The organism is Streptomyces oryzae, from assembly GCF_017676365.1.
Classification (GTDB): domain Bacteria; phylum Actinomycetota; class Actinomycetes; order Streptomycetales; family Streptomycetaceae; genus Streptomyces; species Streptomyces oryzae.
In genome coordinates, this window is sequence record NZ_JADKMA010000048.1 from 25,254 (window position 1) to 40,379 (window position 15,126).

Consider the following 15,126-nt stretch of genomic DNA (forward strand, 5'->3'; position numbering starts at 1 on the left):
CGGCAAGGGCCCCTGGCTCCCGGCAGCAGGGGCCCTCGGCGCGCCGGGGCCGTTGGGCACGCCAGAGGCCCTCGGCGCGTCACAGCCAGGCGGCGAACTCCAGCAGCATCTCCGCGTCCGCCGTGTTGCCGCCCGCGTACTGCCGGCAGGCGGACTCGACGGCGCGGTAGAGGCTCCACTGGCGCACCCGTTCGCGCGGGACGTCCAGTGAGTCGGCGAGTTTGTTGACGCGGCGCCGGGTGACGGCAGCCGCGCCGGTGGACGCCATCAGGTCGTGCAGCCGGTCGCGCACCAGCCGCGCCAGGTCGTAGGCGGACTCGCCCACCACGGGGTCGGGCCCAACGGTCAGCCAGTGCGCCCGCTCATCCGATTCGGAGGCGGCCAGCACGGCGCCCTGTCTGAAGTCCCCGTGCAGCAGCACCTGCTCACCCTCGGCAGGCTCGGCCAGCATCGCCTCGCGGGCCTCCAGCGCGGCGGCCACCAGCGGTTCGGCGTCCGGCGGCACAGCGGAGCGCATCTGTGCAGCTTCCACGCAGGTGTGCTCGGCGACCGTCTCCAGGCCGTGGCCGGCCGGCGGCGGCACCCACAGGCGCCGCACCACCGAAACCGCCTCCAGCGTCGCCTTCGCCTCCGGGAGCGACCGCAGCGACACCTCGCACCGCAGCCGCTCCAGCAGCAGCACGCCCTCTTCCGGCGCGGCCCGCAGCACCCGTACGGCGCCCAGCCCGTGCCAGGCGGTCAGCGCCTCGTACTCGCGCGCTGCCCGCACCGGTGCCGGGGCACCATCGGGGGCGGGGAGCTTCAGTGCGGCCGGCGTACCGTCCGCCTGCCGCACCAGAACCACCACACTGCTGCGCCCGCCCGGCGTCACCACTCGTTCGGCCACCAGCTCCCACTGCTGCAACCACCGCTCCAGCAGCGCGGAGAGCCCCTCCAGCCAGTTCTGCGCCGCGGTCGCCGCAGCGGCGCCCTGCTGGGACGCCAGCGTGCGCAGCAGCCGCTGCGGAGGTTCGAGTGGCAGCACGGAAGCCATTCCGGACGGGCCTTTCTTCAGTACGTGTTTCTCAGCCTGCTCAGCTCGTTCAGCCTGCTCGGCTCGCTCAGCCGACTCAGCGGAGTCGTCGAAGGAGCGCGCCCGGCGTACGCGCCCGGCGCGGTCACAGCGTGCCCGGGGCGCGCGGACTGCTCGGTGCCCCGGAGGGGGAGGCCGGCGAGTCCCCGGCGCCCAGTTCGGTCAGGCCGGGGAAGGCCACACCGCTGCCCTTCCAGCGCACTGAACGGACCGCCGCCTCCCGCAGTGCGTCGGCAGCCGCGCGCCGCCGCGCCCCCTCGCTTGCCCGCACCAGGTCCGCGTACACCCCGGCGAGGCGGTCCTCCAGCTGTGCCGCGAGCCGTACGGCCGCCCCGCTGTCGGGCACGGCGAAGGGCAGTGTGTAGGCGGCTGCGGCCGGTTCCGGTTCGCCGCCGAGCGAGCGGATGGTGCGCCGCAGCGTGTCCCTGCGGGCCCGGTGTGCTTCGTAGCACTCGCGCGCCTCGCTCTTGCGCTCCTCTCCTATCCGCCCGCCGACGACTCCGTAGCCGTAGACGGCGGCGTGCTCGGCCCGCAACGCGGCCTGCGCGGCGGTCAGTTCCTTCATCCGTCCGCCTCTCCCTCGCTGCTTTCGCCGCTGCCCTGGGGCGCGTCGCGCTCGCCGTCCTCGCCCGCTTCGCCGAGGAGGTACCCGTGTGCCGCGCCGCAGGCGGCCACCGATGCCAGCAGCCTGGCGAACTCGGCCGGTGCGCTCTCCAGCGCCTTGGTGCGGGCGGCGGCCAGTCGGCGCTCCGCCTTGGCGAGCTCCGCGAGGGCCGCCTTCTCGCTCTTCGGTACGGAAGCGGTGTCCGGGCTGGGCGGCCGCTCGGAGGGGCCGGCCGGTCCGCCCGCCGGTCCACCGTCCGGCTCCCCGGAGCGTGAGGGGCTCGCCGAGCCGGTCGGCGGCCGGGAGCCGTGCGAGGCGGAGGGAGCCGGGGCGGGTGCCCGGGTGCCGGACTCGCTGCCGCGGAGCACGCGGACGTGCCGGGCCACCTCCTCGCGCAGCGGGCGCAGCCGGGCGGCGAGCGCGGGATGCACCTTGACGGTGCCGTCGTAGCGGGCCAGCAACTGCTCGCTGTCCCTGGCGGCTCTCCTGTGCAGCCGCCGTGCCGCTTCGGTGTGCTCCGCGTCGGCGCTGCCGGGCGCCTCCTCGTCCGTACAGGCCGCGACGAGTGGCAGGCCGAACGCCGCTCCCGTGGCGCCTAGGGCGCCGGTCAGTACAGACCTGCGGCGTGGTCGTGCCGCCGTCGGTGACGGCGTGAGCGGCATGTGCACTCCCTGGGTGTGGGCGGTGGAACGGCCAGACGGACTGCGGCCTCGCCCGGACTTGTGACCGCAGTGGGACGCTGGTCACGCCCCGCGAGAGTACCCGGGCTTCTTCCCGCTGCCGCCCGGGGCCACCCCTGCCCGGCCGGCCCGCACCCGGACGCCGGACAGCCGCGCGTTCCGCGACCGGGTCGGCGCAGCGCGCCACAGACGATAGGCTTGGTCGGCGACACGCCCCTGTCACAAGGCCCCCCTACAACAGCACACGCGGCCGAGGAGTCACCCGGATGAGCACCACCCAGAGCGAGAGGCTGCGCGGACTGCTGGAACCTCTCGTCAGCAAGAGGGGGTTGGATCTCGAAGAGATCGATGTGACCCCGGCCGGAAAACGACGCGTCCTGCGTGTCGTGGTGGACGCTGATGACGGGGTTCAGCTGGACACCTGCGCGGAACTGAGCCGCGCCTTCTCCGAAGTGCTCGACGAGAGCGACGCGATGGGCGGCGCCCCCTATGTGCTGGAGGTCACCTCCCCAGGGGCCGCCCGCCCGCTGACCGAGCAGCGGCACTATCGCCGCGCCACCGGGCGGCTCATCAAGGCACAGCTCACCGAGGCGGCCGGCGGCGGCGAGCTGACCGCCCGCATCACCGCCGTCGACGACGAGGGCGTCGATCTGGAGGTGCCCGGGGTCAAGGGGCGCAAGCCCACAACTCGCAGGCTCGGCTTCGAGGAGATCGCCAAGGCGCGGGTCGAGATCGAGTTCAACCGCAAGGCCGCGGACCAGCCGCGGCGCACCTCCGCGGCCGGCGACGCCGAAGCCGCCGGGAACGAGAACGAGGAGGCGTAGCCGTGGACATCGACATGAGTGCCCTGCGCGGGCTGGTCAGGGAGAAGGAGATCTCCCTGGACCTGCTGGTCGAGGCGATCGAGTCGGCCCTCCTCATCGCGTACCACCGCACCGAGGGCAGCAGGCGGGACGCGCGCGTCGAGCTGAACCAAAAGACCGGTCACGTCACGGTGTGGGCCAAGGAGAGCCCGGAGGAGCTCGAAGAGGGTGCCGAGCCACGGGAGTTCGACGACACCCCGACCGGCTTCGGCCGGATCGCCGCCACGACGGCCAAGCAGGTCATCCTGCAACGGCTGCGGGACGCCGAGGAGGAGGTCACCTTCGGCGAGTACGCGGGCCGCGAGGGCGATGTCGTGGCCGGCGTCGTCCAGCAGGGCAAGGACCCCAAGAGCGTGCTGGTGGACATCGGCAAGCTGGAGGCCATCCTGCCGCCGCAGGAGCAGGTCCCCGGCGAGGACTACGCACACGGCACCCGGCTGCGCACCTACGTCGTCCGCGTCGCCAAGGGCGTCCGCGGCCCGTCGGTGACCCTCTCGCGCACCCACCCCAACCTGGTCAAGAAGCTCTTCGAGCTGGAGGTCCCGGAGATCGCGGACGGCTCGGTCGAGATCTCGGCCATCGCGCGCGAGGCGGGCCACCGCACCAAGATCGCCGTACGGTCCACCCGCTCCGGACTCAACGCCAAGGGCGCCTGCATCGGCCCGATGGGCGGCCGGGTGCGGAACGTCATGGCGGAGCTGCACGGCGAGAAGATCGACATCGTGGACTGGTCCGAGGACCCGGCCGAGCTGGTGGCGAACGCCCTCTCGCCGGCCCGGGTGAGCAAGGTGGAGATCCTGGATCTGGCGGCCCGCTCGGCGCGGGTCACTGTGCCCGATTACCAGCTGTCACTGGCCATCGGCAAGGAAGGGCAGAACGCCCGGCTCGCCGCCCGGCTGACCGGCTGGCGTATCGACATCCGCCCGGACACCGCCGAGGCAGCCGGCGCCGGCCAGTCCCAGGACCGGCCCGCCTGACCCGACTGAGCTCGGTCACAGAGCGTGGTCGGAGGTTTACGGACCGGCCGCGAATGAGTAACGGGGCCCTTACCCCCCACGGGGTTTCGGGGCTTCGGGGAGGTAGACTTAGGCAGTGTCTGGCCGGACGCGTGGTCGGGCGTGCCCTCAGCGGACCTGCGTGGGCTGCCGGGAGCGCGCCGACAAGGATGCTCTGCTGCGAGTGGTGCTGATCAGGGGCAGCCTGATCCCCGATCTTCGCGGTAGGCTGCCCGGTCGGGGTGCTTATGTGCACTCCGTTCCGTCCTGTCTCGAGCAGGCCGTCCGGCGCCGGGCATTCAACCGGGCCTTCCGGGGCCCGGGTCCGTTCGACCTCGCGGAGCTGCGCGAGCACGTGGAGCGGAACGCACAGACAAGCACCGCAAGAACGTAAGCACAGCCCGTACGGAACCTCCGTGCGGGGAGAGGTACCTCGCGAGTGGGAAGTAGGTCGAGATTGCGATGAGCACTCGATGAGTACGCGATGAGTACGCCCATGCATCAGTAGCGAAGGTCCGGCGGACGATCCCCCGGGCCGTAAGGAGCGAAGTGGCTAAGGTCCGGGTATACGAACTCGCCAAGGAACTTGGAGTGGAGAGCAAGGTCGTCATGGCCAAGCTCCAGGAACTCGGCGAATTCGTCCGTTCGGCGTCCTCGACGATCGAGGCGCCGGTAGTCCGCAAACTGACAGACGCGTTCGACGCGGGCTCCGGCGGTGGCGCCAAGAAGTCCGCAGCGAAGCCGGCGGCGCCCAAGAAGGCAGCCGCCAAGCCCGCCGCACCCAAGCCGGGTGCGAGCGCGCCGAAGCCGGGCGCACCGAAGCCCGGTGCCCCCAAGCCGGGCCCCGAGGCCCCGGTCACCCCTGCCCCGAGCCCCGCACAGGGTGAGACGGGTGCTGTCGAGGCTCCCAAGCCTGGCGCCCCGAAGCCCGGGGCCCCCAAGCCGGGGCCCGCACAGCCCGCAGCGCCCGCGAAGCCGGACTTCCAGGCGCCGCCCGCCACGCCGGGCGCACCCAAGCCGGGCCAGACCCCGCGTCCTGGCGGCCAGGCCCCCAAGCCGGGTCAGGCCCCGAAGCCCGGCGGTCAGGGCCGTCCGCAGGGCGGTGCCCCGAAGCCGGGTCAGCCCGCCAAGCCGGGCGGGCGTCCCTCCGGGCCGCGTCCGGGCAACAACCCCTTCACCTCCGGTGGTTCCACCGGTATGGCGCGCCCGCAGGCGCCCCGTCCCGGCGGTGCCCCCAAGCCGGGCGCCCCGAAGCCTGGTGCGCCGAAGCCGGGCCAGGGTCCGGGCGGCGCAGGTCAGGCGGGTCCGCGCCCGCAGGCCCCGGGTGGCGGCCGTGCCACGCCGGGCAACATGCCGCGTCCGCAGGCCCCGCAGGGCGGCGGTCCGCGTCCGGGTGGCGGCGGCGGTAACCGTCCGAACCCGGGCATGATGCCGCAGCGTCCCGCGGCCGGCCCGCGTCCGGGTCCCGGCCGTGGCGGTCCCGGTGGCGGCGGTCGGCCGGGCGGTGGCGGTCGTCCCGGTGGTGGCGGCGGTTTCGCCGGTCGTCCCGGCGGCGGCGGTGGCGGTCGTCCGGGCGGTGGCGGCGGTTTCGCCGGTCGTCCCGGCGGCGGCGGTGGCCGTCCCGGTTTCGCCGGTCGTCCGGGTGGACCCGGTGGCCGTGGTGGCACACAGGGCGCGTTCGGCCGTCCCGGCGGTCCGGCCCGTCGCGGCCGCAAGTCGAAGCGGCAGCGCCGCCAGGAGTACGAGCAGATGCAGGCGCCGTCCGTCGGCGGTGTGATGCTGCCGCGCGGCAAGGGCGAGACCGTCCGGCTGTCGCGTGGTGCCTCGCTCACGGACTTCGCGGAGAAGATCAACGCCAACCCGGCGTCGCTGGTCCAGGTGATGTTCAACCTGGGCGAGATGGTCACCGCGACCCAGTCCGTCTCCGACGAGACGCTGCACCTCCTCGGCGAGGAGATGAACTACGTCGTACAGATCGTCAGCCCGGAGGAGGAGGACCGCGAGCTTCTCGAGTCCTTCGACATCGAGTTCGGCGAGGACGAGGGCGGCGAGACGGCGCTCGTGGCGCGTCCGCCGGTGGTGACCGTCATGGGTCACGTCGACCACGGTAAGACGAGGCTGCTGGACGCGATCCGGAAGACCAACGTCATCGAGGGCGAGGCCGGCGGCATCACCCAGCACATCGGCGCCTACCAGGCGTCGACCGAGGTGAACGGCGAAGAGCGCAAGATCACCTTCATCGACACCCCTGGTCACGAGGCGTTCACCGCCATGCGTGCCCGCGGTGCCAAGTCCACGGACATCGCGATCCTGGTGGTCGCGGCGAACGACGGCGTGATGCCGCAGACCGTCGAGGCGCTCAACCACGCCAAGGCGGCCGACGTGCCGATCGTCGTCGCGGTCAACAAGATCGACGTCGAGGGCGCCGACCCGACCAAGGTCCGCGGCCAGCTGACCGAGTACGGGCTGGTGGCCGAGGAGTACGGCGGCGACACGATGTTCGTCGACATCTCGGCGCGCGAGGGCCTGCACATCGAGGACCTGCTGGAGGCCGTGGTGCTGACCGCGGACGCGGCGCTCGACCTGCGGGCCAACCCCGACCAGGACGCGCAGGGCATCGCGATCGAGGCCCACCTCGACCGCGGCCGCGGCGCCGTGGCGACCGTGCTGGTCCAGCGCGGCTCGCTGCGGGTCGGCGACACCATGGTGGTGGGCGACGCCTACGGCCGGGTGCGCGCGATGCTCGACGACAAGGGCGAGAACATCAAGGAAGCGGGTCCCTCGACCCCCGTCCTGGTGCTCGGTCTCACCAATGTCCCGGGCGCCGGCGACAACTTCCTGGTGGTGGACGAGGACCGCACGGCACGGCAGATCGCCGAGAAGCGCGCTGCGCGTGAGCGCAACGCGGCCTTCGCCAAGCGGACCCGCCGCGTCTCCCTGGAGGACCTGGACAAGGTGCTCAAGGCGGGCGAGGTGCAGCAGCTCAACCTCATCATCAAGGGCGACGCGTCCGGTTCGGTCGAGGCCCTGGAGTCCTCGCTGCTCCAGCTCGACGTCGGCGAAGAGGTGGACCTGCGCATCCTGCACCGCGGGGTCGGTGCGGTCACCGAGACCGACATCGACCTGGCGACCGGCTCCGACGCCATCGTCATCGGCTTCAACGTCCGCGCCGAGGGGCGTGCGACGCAGCTGGCCGAGCGCGAGGGCGTGGACGTCCGCTACTACTCGGTGATCTACCAGGTCATCGAGGAGATCGAGGCGGCGCTCAAGGGCATGCTCAAGCCGGAGTACGAAGAGGTCGAGCTGGGTACGGCGGAGATCCGCGAGATCTTCCGCTCGTCCAAGCTGGGCAACATCGCGGGTGTCATCATCCGCTCCGGCGAGGTGCGCAGGAACACCAAGGCGCGCGTCATCCGGGACGGCAAGGTCGTGGCGGAGAACCTCACCATCGAGGGGCTGCGCCGCTTCAAGGACGATGTCACCGAGATCCGCGAAGGCTTCGAGGGCGGTATCAACCTCGGAAACTTCAACGACATCAAGGTCGACGACGTCATCGCGACATACGAGATGAGGGAAAAGCCGCGAGGCTGACCTGCTCCTCGGGCCGGGGCCGGTCGGCGGAAGATATTCCGTCGATCGGCTCCGGCCGTCGCGTGTACGGTGCACAGTGACTTCCACGCCCCCAGCCACCGCTGGGCGGCGACCCAAGGCCCCACGGGTGGCAAGACCCGCACTGTATGTACGTAGGGACGCTGTCCTTCGATCTGCTTCTCGGCGACGTGCGGTCGCTCAAGGAGAAGCGCTCCGTCGTCCGCCCCATCGTCGCCGAGCTGCAGCGCAAGTACGCGGTCAGCGTGGCGGAGACGGGGGAGCAGGATCTCTACCGCAGAGCCCACATCGGGCTGGCGGCGGTGTCCGGGGACGCGGGGCACCTCAGCGACGTGCTGGACCGCTGCGAGCGGCTGGTCGCCGCGCGTCCTGAGGTGGAACTGCTGTCCGTGCGACGGCGGTTCCACGGCGACGACGATGAATAGCCGCACTGCTGCGGCAACGCAGCCCAGCAGTAATGCTGAACAGCGGCGCGGCAGCGCAGCAGTGACGCAGCGCGACAGTGACGCAGAACAGCAGCAACGCAGCACAGTAGTAACGCAGAACGCAGCAGCGCGTGAGCGCGTATGGCGCAGAGCAAGGAGACGGACCAGTGGCCGACAATGCGCGGGCGAAGAGGCTGGCGGACCTCATCCGTGAGGTGGTCGCCGAGAAGCTGCACCGGGGGATCAAGGACCCGCGGCTCGGCACACATGTGACCGTCACGGACACCAGAGTCACCGGCGACCTCAGGGAAGCAACGGTCTTCTACACCGTCTACGGCGATGAGGAGGACCGCAAGGCCGCCGCTGCGGGGCTGGAGAGCGCCAAGGGCGTGCTCCGTTCCGCCGTGGGCTCGGCGGCCGGGATCAAGCACACGCCGAGCCTGACGTTCGTGGCGGACGCGCTTCCGGAGACGGCCAAGACGATCGACGAAGCGCTCGCCCGGGCCCGGGCCGCCGACGAGGAGGTCCGCAAGGCTTCCTCCGGGGCCTCGTACGCCGGTGAGCCCGACCCGTACCGCAAGCCGGGCGAGTCCGCCGTCGACGAGGTGGAGCTCACGGAGGGCTCGGATGCCTCCGACGGCGAGGACGAGAGCGCCTGATCCGTGGCACGCAGGAGAGACAACGGCCCCGGCGGGCTGATCATCGTCGACAAGCCCGCCGGGTTCACCTCGCACGACGTGGTGGCCAAGCTGCGCGGTATGGCCCGCACCCGGCGCGTCGGTCATGCGGGGACCCTCGATCCCATGGCGACGGGCGTACTGGTCATCGGCACCGAGCGGGCCACCCGGCTGCTCGGCCATCTCGCCCTGGCGGAGAAGGAGTACGTCGCCACCATCCGGCTCGGCCAGGAGACCGTGACGGAGGACGCCGAGGGGGAGATCACCGCCTCGCGGGGCGCGAAAGATCTGGAACGGGAGCGGGTGGACGCCGCAGTGGCCACGCTGACCGGCGAGATCTCGCAGGTTCCGTCCGCCGTCAGCGCCGTCAAGGTGGACGGCAAACGTGCCTACGCGCGGGTGCGCGAGGGCGAGAAGGTGGAGCTGGCCGCACGGCAGGTCACCATCTCCTCGTTCGTGGTGCACGACGTGCGGGAGGAGACGGCCGAGGACGGCACCGCGGTCACCGACCTGCTGGTCTCGGTGGTGTGCTCGTCCGGGACCTATGTGCGTGCGCTCGCCCGGGACGTCGGGGCTGCGCTGGAGACGGGCGGCCATCTGACCGCACTGCGGCGTACGCGAGTCGGCCCGTACGGGCTGGACGGCGCGCACACCCTGGAGCAGTTGCAGCAGCTCGTGGACGCCGAAGAGCCGTTGCCCGTACTGCCGTTGGGCGAGGCCGCAGCTGCCGCGTTCCCCCGCTGGGACGTGGACGAGGAGCAGGCGCGCCGTATCGGCAACGGAGTACAGCTGCGGATGCCGGCGGACTGTGCCGGGTCCGGTCCCGGCCCTGTTGCGGTCTTCGGGCCGGGCGGGCAGTTCGTCGCGCTGGTGGAGGACCGGGGCGGTAGGGCGAAGAGTCTCGCTGTCTTCATGTGAGGGACGATCCGGCCCACCGTGTTTGTGCCACAGGGGAGTTGGGTCTGTCTTCGTGTGGGGGACGGGCCGTCTTCGTGTGGGTGACCTTCCCGCTCTCGCGCGGCTGACTTCGCCGTCTCCTGGCGGGTGAGTAACCGCGGATATCCCTGTGCGGCAGGGCATTCACCCGGGTGGCCCGGCGCTCGGGGTGAAGCGTGGGCGCGGGTGGGGGCGCGTTCGCTGCCAGGCCTGTTGCCGCTGATCAACTTCGCTCTACGGTCGACGCGGCGGTGTGGGCCAGCGCGGAGGTTCGAGCGATGTCGGCGGTGTGCGGGAGACCCACGCTGGTGCGCCTCCGCGATCTGGCGGGGCGGCCGCGCGGCCTCGGCTTCGTCGCCGACGGCCTCGGCACCGTCGTCACCAGCCACGAGGCGGTGGACGGCCTCGGCCGAGCCGTCCTGCACGTGGGAGAGGACGCCTTCACCGCGGCGAGCTGCGACATCACGCCGCTGCCCGAATGGAACCTGGCACTCATCCGCACGCCTGGCCTCGGCGTCGACCCGCTGGTCATCGGGAGGGAGCGGCCACACCCGCGCTCCCCGGCCCTCCTCCTGACCGAGGACGAGGCGCACCCCACCACGCTGACCGGCACCGTACCGGCCACCTACACCTCCACCGCCCGCTACCACGCCCTGGAGCGGGTCCTCCAGCTGGAGCTGCCCGAGGCCGCCAGCATCCCGCTGCGGCTGTGCCGGACGGCGACGGGTGCCCCCCTCGTGGACGCGGCGACCGGAGCCGTCCTCGGCGTGCTGGGCACTGCCCTGCACGGGACGACGGGGCAGCCCGGTCCCTTCGCGGTACCGCTGTACGCGGCGGGCGTGCCGGCGCCCGACGGTCCCTTGGGCGTACTGCTGCGGCGCAACGGCGCCTCCGCGCCCGGGTTCGGGCCTGATCTGAACCTGGCCGGAGTGCTGCGACTGGCCGGGACCTCGGTGGGGCCCGCCGTGGACCGGTGCGCCCATGCGGTGACGCGGCCCGAAGTGGCCGGACATTTCGACCTGTTCGCGCACAGCGGGGCCTCCGTCATCGCGTTGGTCGGCGCTCCTGGGACGGGCCGCACCACCGAGCTCGCAGCCGCGGCGGCCCGCCGGGCACGGGCGGTGGCGCCGGCGCCAAGCGTCTGGCTGCGCGGCGCCGAGCTGCATCCGCGGGACGCCGGGCTCCGGGAGGCGGTCGGCCGCGCGTTGGCAGCGGCCGACCGGGCCGTCGCGGCTTCCCACGCTCAGGACGGCAACGAAACCGCGCCGACGGGCGACTGCGGCGAGGTGGACCCCGACGTGGCGGCGCGCCTCGCCTGCGCCGCCGGGCGGCCGCTGCTGGTGCTGCTGGACGCGCCGGAGGAGATGCCGCCGCACCTCGCGCAAACGCTGCGACAGTGGACCGCTCGCACGGCGAGCTGGCTACGGGCCACCGGTTCCCGGCTGGCGATCGCCTGCCGTCCCGAGTACTGGGAGCAGGCTGCTGCGCTCTTCCCTGAGGACATGCTTTACGCGCTCGCCGGGGCCAACGGCAGTGTGCGGGTGGCCGAACTGCCGCCCCGGCAGGCCACACGGGCCCTGGCCGCCTACGGCTTGCCGGACGGTGCCCTCGCCCCCGGGGACGCCGGGCACCCGCTGGCCATGCGGATGCTCGCCCAGGTGCGCGCGGCACAGGGCGCTTTGTGCGGCCGGGGCGCGCCAACTTCGGGCGGGCGGGGCGGACAGGGCGCGGATCCGGCGGACGAGGTGCGGGACGATCCGGTCGAGGAGGTGACCGAGGCGGCCCCCGCCCGGCATGAGATCTTCTCCGCCTTCCTCGATCTGCTGTGCCTTCGCGTCGCACAGCGCCTCATGTCCCGGGACGGGGCGTCCTGTGGCGAGGGGGTGTCCAACGACGAGAGGGAAGCGCACTTCGGAGAGCCGCAGCGGGCGGCAGGGACAAGGGCGGACGGTGCGCCCGCGGACCTGGGTTCCGTGCGCCGCCTCGCCGCCTGCATCGCGGGGCGGTTGCACGAGGCCGCGCGCCGCTGCCTCGGCTCCGGACAGGGGGAGTTGAGCGCCGCGGCGTTCGCCGAGCTCTTTCCCGGGCGCGGCGGCTGGGCCGCGGCCGTGCTGGCGGAGGGCGCGCTGGCCCCGGCGGGCGAGGGATACCGGTTCGTGGACGAGGAGTTCTCCGACTGGTTGCAGGGCTGCCATCTCGACCTCGACGTGGCCTTGGACGCACTCGTCCCGTGCCGCGTGCGGGACGGTGCCCACGCGGTCCCGGTACCCCGCCATCGTGCCGGTCCGGTGGTTCAGGCACTGCTGTTGAGCGACCGGCGGGACGGTGCGGAGGCGCTCACTCCGCGGTTGCGCCGGCTGGTCGATGTTTTGGGTGAGGCGCTGGCCGACGGCGCCCCCGAGGGCGAGACCGAGTGGTGGGCCGTACACCTGCTGCGCGGGACGCTGTCCCGGATCCCGGACGCGGGCCCGTATGCGCCTGTGCTCGGCGGCCTGGCCGCGCAGGTTGCGCGGCGGCCGGAGAGTGCCATGCTGCGGGACAGCTTCGGACCCCGCTTCTGGCGCGGACTCGCCTTGGACGTCGCCGCGAAGGTGGAACTGCTGCGGCATCTGCTCCCGGCCGACGATCCTGCGGACCGCCCATGCGAACGGGGCCGCTGTCTGGACGTACTCGAGGAACTGCTGCGCGCTGAACCGCGCACTGTGCAGCCACTGTTGTGCGGCTGGTTCAGCGATGTGCGGCCCCTGCGGCGGCGTACGGACGCGGACGGGCGCACCGTGCCCACTGTTGCTACTGCTGCACAGGCACTCCTGCACACCCACCGGCGCCTTGCCGTGGATGAGCTGGCCGACGCGCTCCTCGACGCCGCCCACCCGCTGGCCGACGAGCTCCTTGCCGAGCTGGTTCGCGATGAGCTCTCCGCAATGTGCCGCGCTGTCGAACGGTGGGCCAATGAGAGCCGTACCGGTGCACGGGCAGCTGCCGCCGCCCGCTACGGGGTGCGTGCGGCGCGCCGGGTGAGGACCGACGCCGACCGCGCACTGCTGCGCTCCGCCGCCCTCGCACTGCTGCACCGTCCCGCAGCCCGCGCAGACGCAGCGGACAACAGCGAAGCCGTCCACTCGGAGACCGGCTGTCCGGTGACCGGCTCTCCGCCAGCTGACTGTCCGGAGACCGGCTGCCCAGGGGACGACTGCGGCGGGGTGCACCGCTTCGGGAGCGATCGGCGCGCGAGGGACCGGCTCGACACCGCGGCCCTCGCCATTCTCGTGCGTGACCCGCACAGCCGCTCCCGGCATCTGAGGGCTGCGCTGAGCCGCTTCGCCGAGACCGGCGATGCCGAGCTGGCGGCTGCGCTGGGCACTGCGCTGGGCACCCACCCGGAGCCGGTGTTCGCGGCCTACCAGTCGCTGCTCGCCGGTCCTGCCGACCCGGCGGCGCAGTCGCAGGCCGTGCGGGCGCTGGCGCGGGTGCGTATCCCGGCGCTGGCCAGGCGCGCCGCCGCGCTGGTGCGCGAGCATGCCGTGCTCCGCCCGTGGCGGGCCCGCGCCGACGTGGCCGCCTTCGTGGCGTGCCGGCTGCGGCACGGACCCGGCGCCCGCGCCGTACTGCGCCCCTTGGTGGCGGAGCTGCTGCAGGAACGGGAGCCGGTGCTTCGGGCAGGCATCGCCCGGGTGCTCGGCGCGGGCGAGGGGCCGCTGCGCGACGAACTGCTGGACCTTCTGCTCGCCCACGAGACCGACGTCTCCGTTCTGGAGGCGCTCCTGGAGGCGGTCCTGGAAGCGGTCCTGGAGGTCGTGGCCCGGCGTACGACCGTCGTCCCGCGGTCCCGCAGCGGAGCGTCGGAGGGCACGCTGGTGCGGCGTATCGGGGCGCGGATGGCAGCCACCGGGCAGGGCGCCGCAGCCTTCGACCGGGCGCTCGCCCGCTTCGCCCGGCAGCTGCCCGGTTCCGCGGGCGCCGTCAGCGGCTGGGTGGCGGAGGAGCCGGAGGCCTGGACGGCTGTCCTCGGGCCGCGCGCCCGCCGGGTGTGCGACATGCAGGACGAGCACGTCTAGCGTCGCGGCCCGGGGACCGGGGCTTCGGCCGGGGGCGGCCGGGTCGGCGCCGCGTCGGCTGCGTCCGGCGGCCCGGAGGTGGGTCCCTGCGGGCCGGAGCGGCGGGGCATGGCACCCTTGGACCGGCGAAACCCGTCATCATCACCATCGGCACAGGCACTGGCGAACTAGGTAGCGACGAGGAGCAGACGTGCAGCGCTGGCGTGGCTTGGAGGACATCCCCGAGGGCTGGGGGCGCAGCGTCGTCACCATCGGCTCGTACGACGGGGTGCACCGGGGGCACCAGCTCATCATCGGCAAGACGGTGGAGCGCGCCAGGGAACTGGGCGTTCCCGCTGTCGTCGTCACGTTCGACCCGCACCCCAGCGAGGTTGTCCGGCCGGGTAGTCATCCCCCGCTGCTCGCACCGCACCACCGGCGTGCCGAGCTCATGGGCGAACTGGGCGTGGACGCCGTTCTGGTGCTGCCCTTCACCCTGGAGTTCTCCAAGCTGTCGCCCGCAGACTTCGTGGTGAAGGTACTGGTGGACAAGCTGCACGCGCGCAGCGTCGTGGAAGGCCCCAACTTCCGCTTCGGACACAAGGCGGCCGGCACCGTCGAGTCCCTCGCCGAGCTGGGGGAGACGTACGACTACGACGTGCTCGTCGTCGATCTCTTCGAGCGTGCGGAGAACGGCGAGGCGCTCTCCTCCACCATGGCGCGCCGGCTCGTCGCCGAAGGCGATGTGCGGGGCGCGAGCGAGGTGCTGGGGCGTCCGCACCGCGTGGAGGGCATCGTGGTGCGCGGAGCCCGGCGCGGCCGCGAACTCGGCTTTCCGACCGCGAACCTCGACACGCTCCCGCACACCGCTGTCCCGGCCGACGGCGTATACGCGGGCCTGCTGACAGTGGCGGGGGGCGAGGCCATGCCCGCTGCGCTCTCCGTCGGCACGAACCCCCAGTTCGACGGCACGGAGCGCACCGTGGAGGCGTACGTCCTCGACCGCGACGACCTGGATCTGTACGGGTTGCACGTGGCCGTCGACTTCGTGGAGTACATCCGCGGCCAGGAGAAGTTCGACACCCTTGAGGCACTGAAGGCCCGGATGGCACAGGACGTCGAAGAGGCACGGCGCCTGGTCGCGTAGCCGGAGAGCTGAGCGTGGCCGACCTGGTGGCCCGCGCAAAGCATGACGGATGCCGGAGGGGCGGCGGACACTGTCCGCCGC

General features: G+C 72.7%; 12 protein-coding genes. 9 read left to right on the forward strand and 3 right to left on the reverse strand.

Annotated features, from left to right (window positions below):
• Window positions 1-79: 79 nt before the first annotated feature.
• From ITI46_RS12030 to ITI46_RS12040, 3 genes are all read right to left on the reverse strand, one after another.
• A complete protein-coding gene (locus ITI46_RS12030) occupies window positions 80-1,033 on the reverse strand; it encodes an aminoglycoside phosphotransferase family protein (RefSeq protein WP_209239483.1) in 954 nt (317 codons plus the stop codon).
• A 124-nt stretch (window positions 1,034-1,157) separates the two neighbouring features.
• Window positions 1,158-1,637, reverse strand: coding sequence for a ferritin-like domain-containing protein (locus tag ITI46_RS12035; RefSeq protein ID WP_209239484.1), 480 nt, complete (start codon window positions 1,635-1,637; stop codon window positions 1,158-1,160).
• On the reverse strand, window positions 1,634-2,338 hold the full coding sequence (locus ITI46_RS12040; RefSeq protein WP_209239485.1) for a hypothetical protein: 705 nt from the start codon (window positions 2,336-2,338) through the stop codon (window positions 1,634-1,636). Before ITI46_RS12040 ends, ITI46_RS12035 begins: the two co-directional genes overlap by 4 nt.
• Window positions 2,339-2,622: 284 nt before the next feature.
• Here ITI46_RS12040 and rimP point away from each other — a divergent pair, with 284 nt between their 5' ends.
• The 9 genes from rimP to ITI46_RS12085 all read left to right on the forward strand — a co-directional run bounded on the left by rimP (window position 2,623) and on the right by ITI46_RS12085 (window position 15,045).
• Complete coding sequence (rimP, locus tag ITI46_RS12045; RefSeq protein WP_209239486.1) at window positions 2,623-3,180, forward strand: ribosome maturation factor RimP; 558 nt, start codon at window positions 2,623-2,625, stop codon at window positions 3,178-3,180.
• A 2-nt stretch (window positions 3,181-3,182) separates the two neighbouring features.
• Window positions 3,183-4,196: a transcription termination factor NusA gene (gene nusA / locus ITI46_RS12050; protein WP_209239487.1), complete on the forward strand. Its 1,014-nt coding sequence runs from the start codon at window positions 3,183-3,185 to the stop codon at window positions 4,194-4,196.
• Window positions 4,197-4,311: 115 nt separating this feature from the next.
• Window positions 4,312-4,608, forward strand: coding sequence for a YlxR family protein (locus tag ITI46_RS12055; RefSeq protein ID WP_209239488.1), 297 nt, complete (start codon window positions 4,312-4,314; stop codon window positions 4,606-4,608).
• 155 nt (window positions 4,609-4,763) lie between these two features.
• Complete coding sequence (gene infB / locus ITI46_RS12060) at window positions 4,764-7,805, forward strand: translation initiation factor IF-2 (protein WP_209239489.1); 3,042 nt, start codon at window positions 4,764-4,766, stop codon at window positions 7,803-7,805.
• A gap of 146 nt (window positions 7,806-7,951) precedes the next feature.
• Window positions 7,952-8,248, forward strand: a complete 297-nt coding sequence (locus ITI46_RS12065; protein ID WP_209239490.1) for a DUF503 domain-containing protein — start codon at window positions 7,952-7,954, stop codon at window positions 8,246-8,248.
• A gap of 167 nt (window positions 8,249-8,415) precedes the next feature.
• Window positions 8,416-8,907 (forward strand): 30S ribosome-binding factor RbfA, encoded by a 492-nt coding sequence (gene rbfA, locus ITI46_RS12070; protein WP_209239491.1) that lies wholly within the window; start codon window positions 8,416-8,418, stop codon window positions 8,905-8,907.
• A gap of 3 nt (window positions 8,908-8,910) precedes the next feature.
• Window positions 8,911-9,843, forward strand: a complete 933-nt coding sequence (gene truB, locus ITI46_RS12075; RefSeq protein ID WP_209239492.1) for a tRNA pseudouridine(55) synthase TruB — start codon at window positions 8,911-8,913, stop codon at window positions 9,841-9,843.
• A gap of 326 nt (window positions 9,844-10,169) precedes the next feature.
• The gene (locus ITI46_RS12080; protein WP_209239493.1) at window positions 10,170-13,919 is read left to right on the forward strand and encodes a serine protease; all 3,750 of its coding nucleotides are present in this window, start codon (window positions 10,170-10,172) and stop codon (window positions 13,917-13,919) included.
• 190 nt (window positions 13,920-14,109) lie between these two features.
• The gene (locus ITI46_RS12085) at window positions 14,110-15,045 is read left to right on the forward strand and encodes a bifunctional riboflavin kinase/FAD synthetase (protein ID WP_209239494.1); all 936 of its coding nucleotides are present in this window, start codon (window positions 14,110-14,112) and stop codon (window positions 15,043-15,045) included.
• Window positions 15,046-15,126 lie beyond the last annotated feature (81 nt).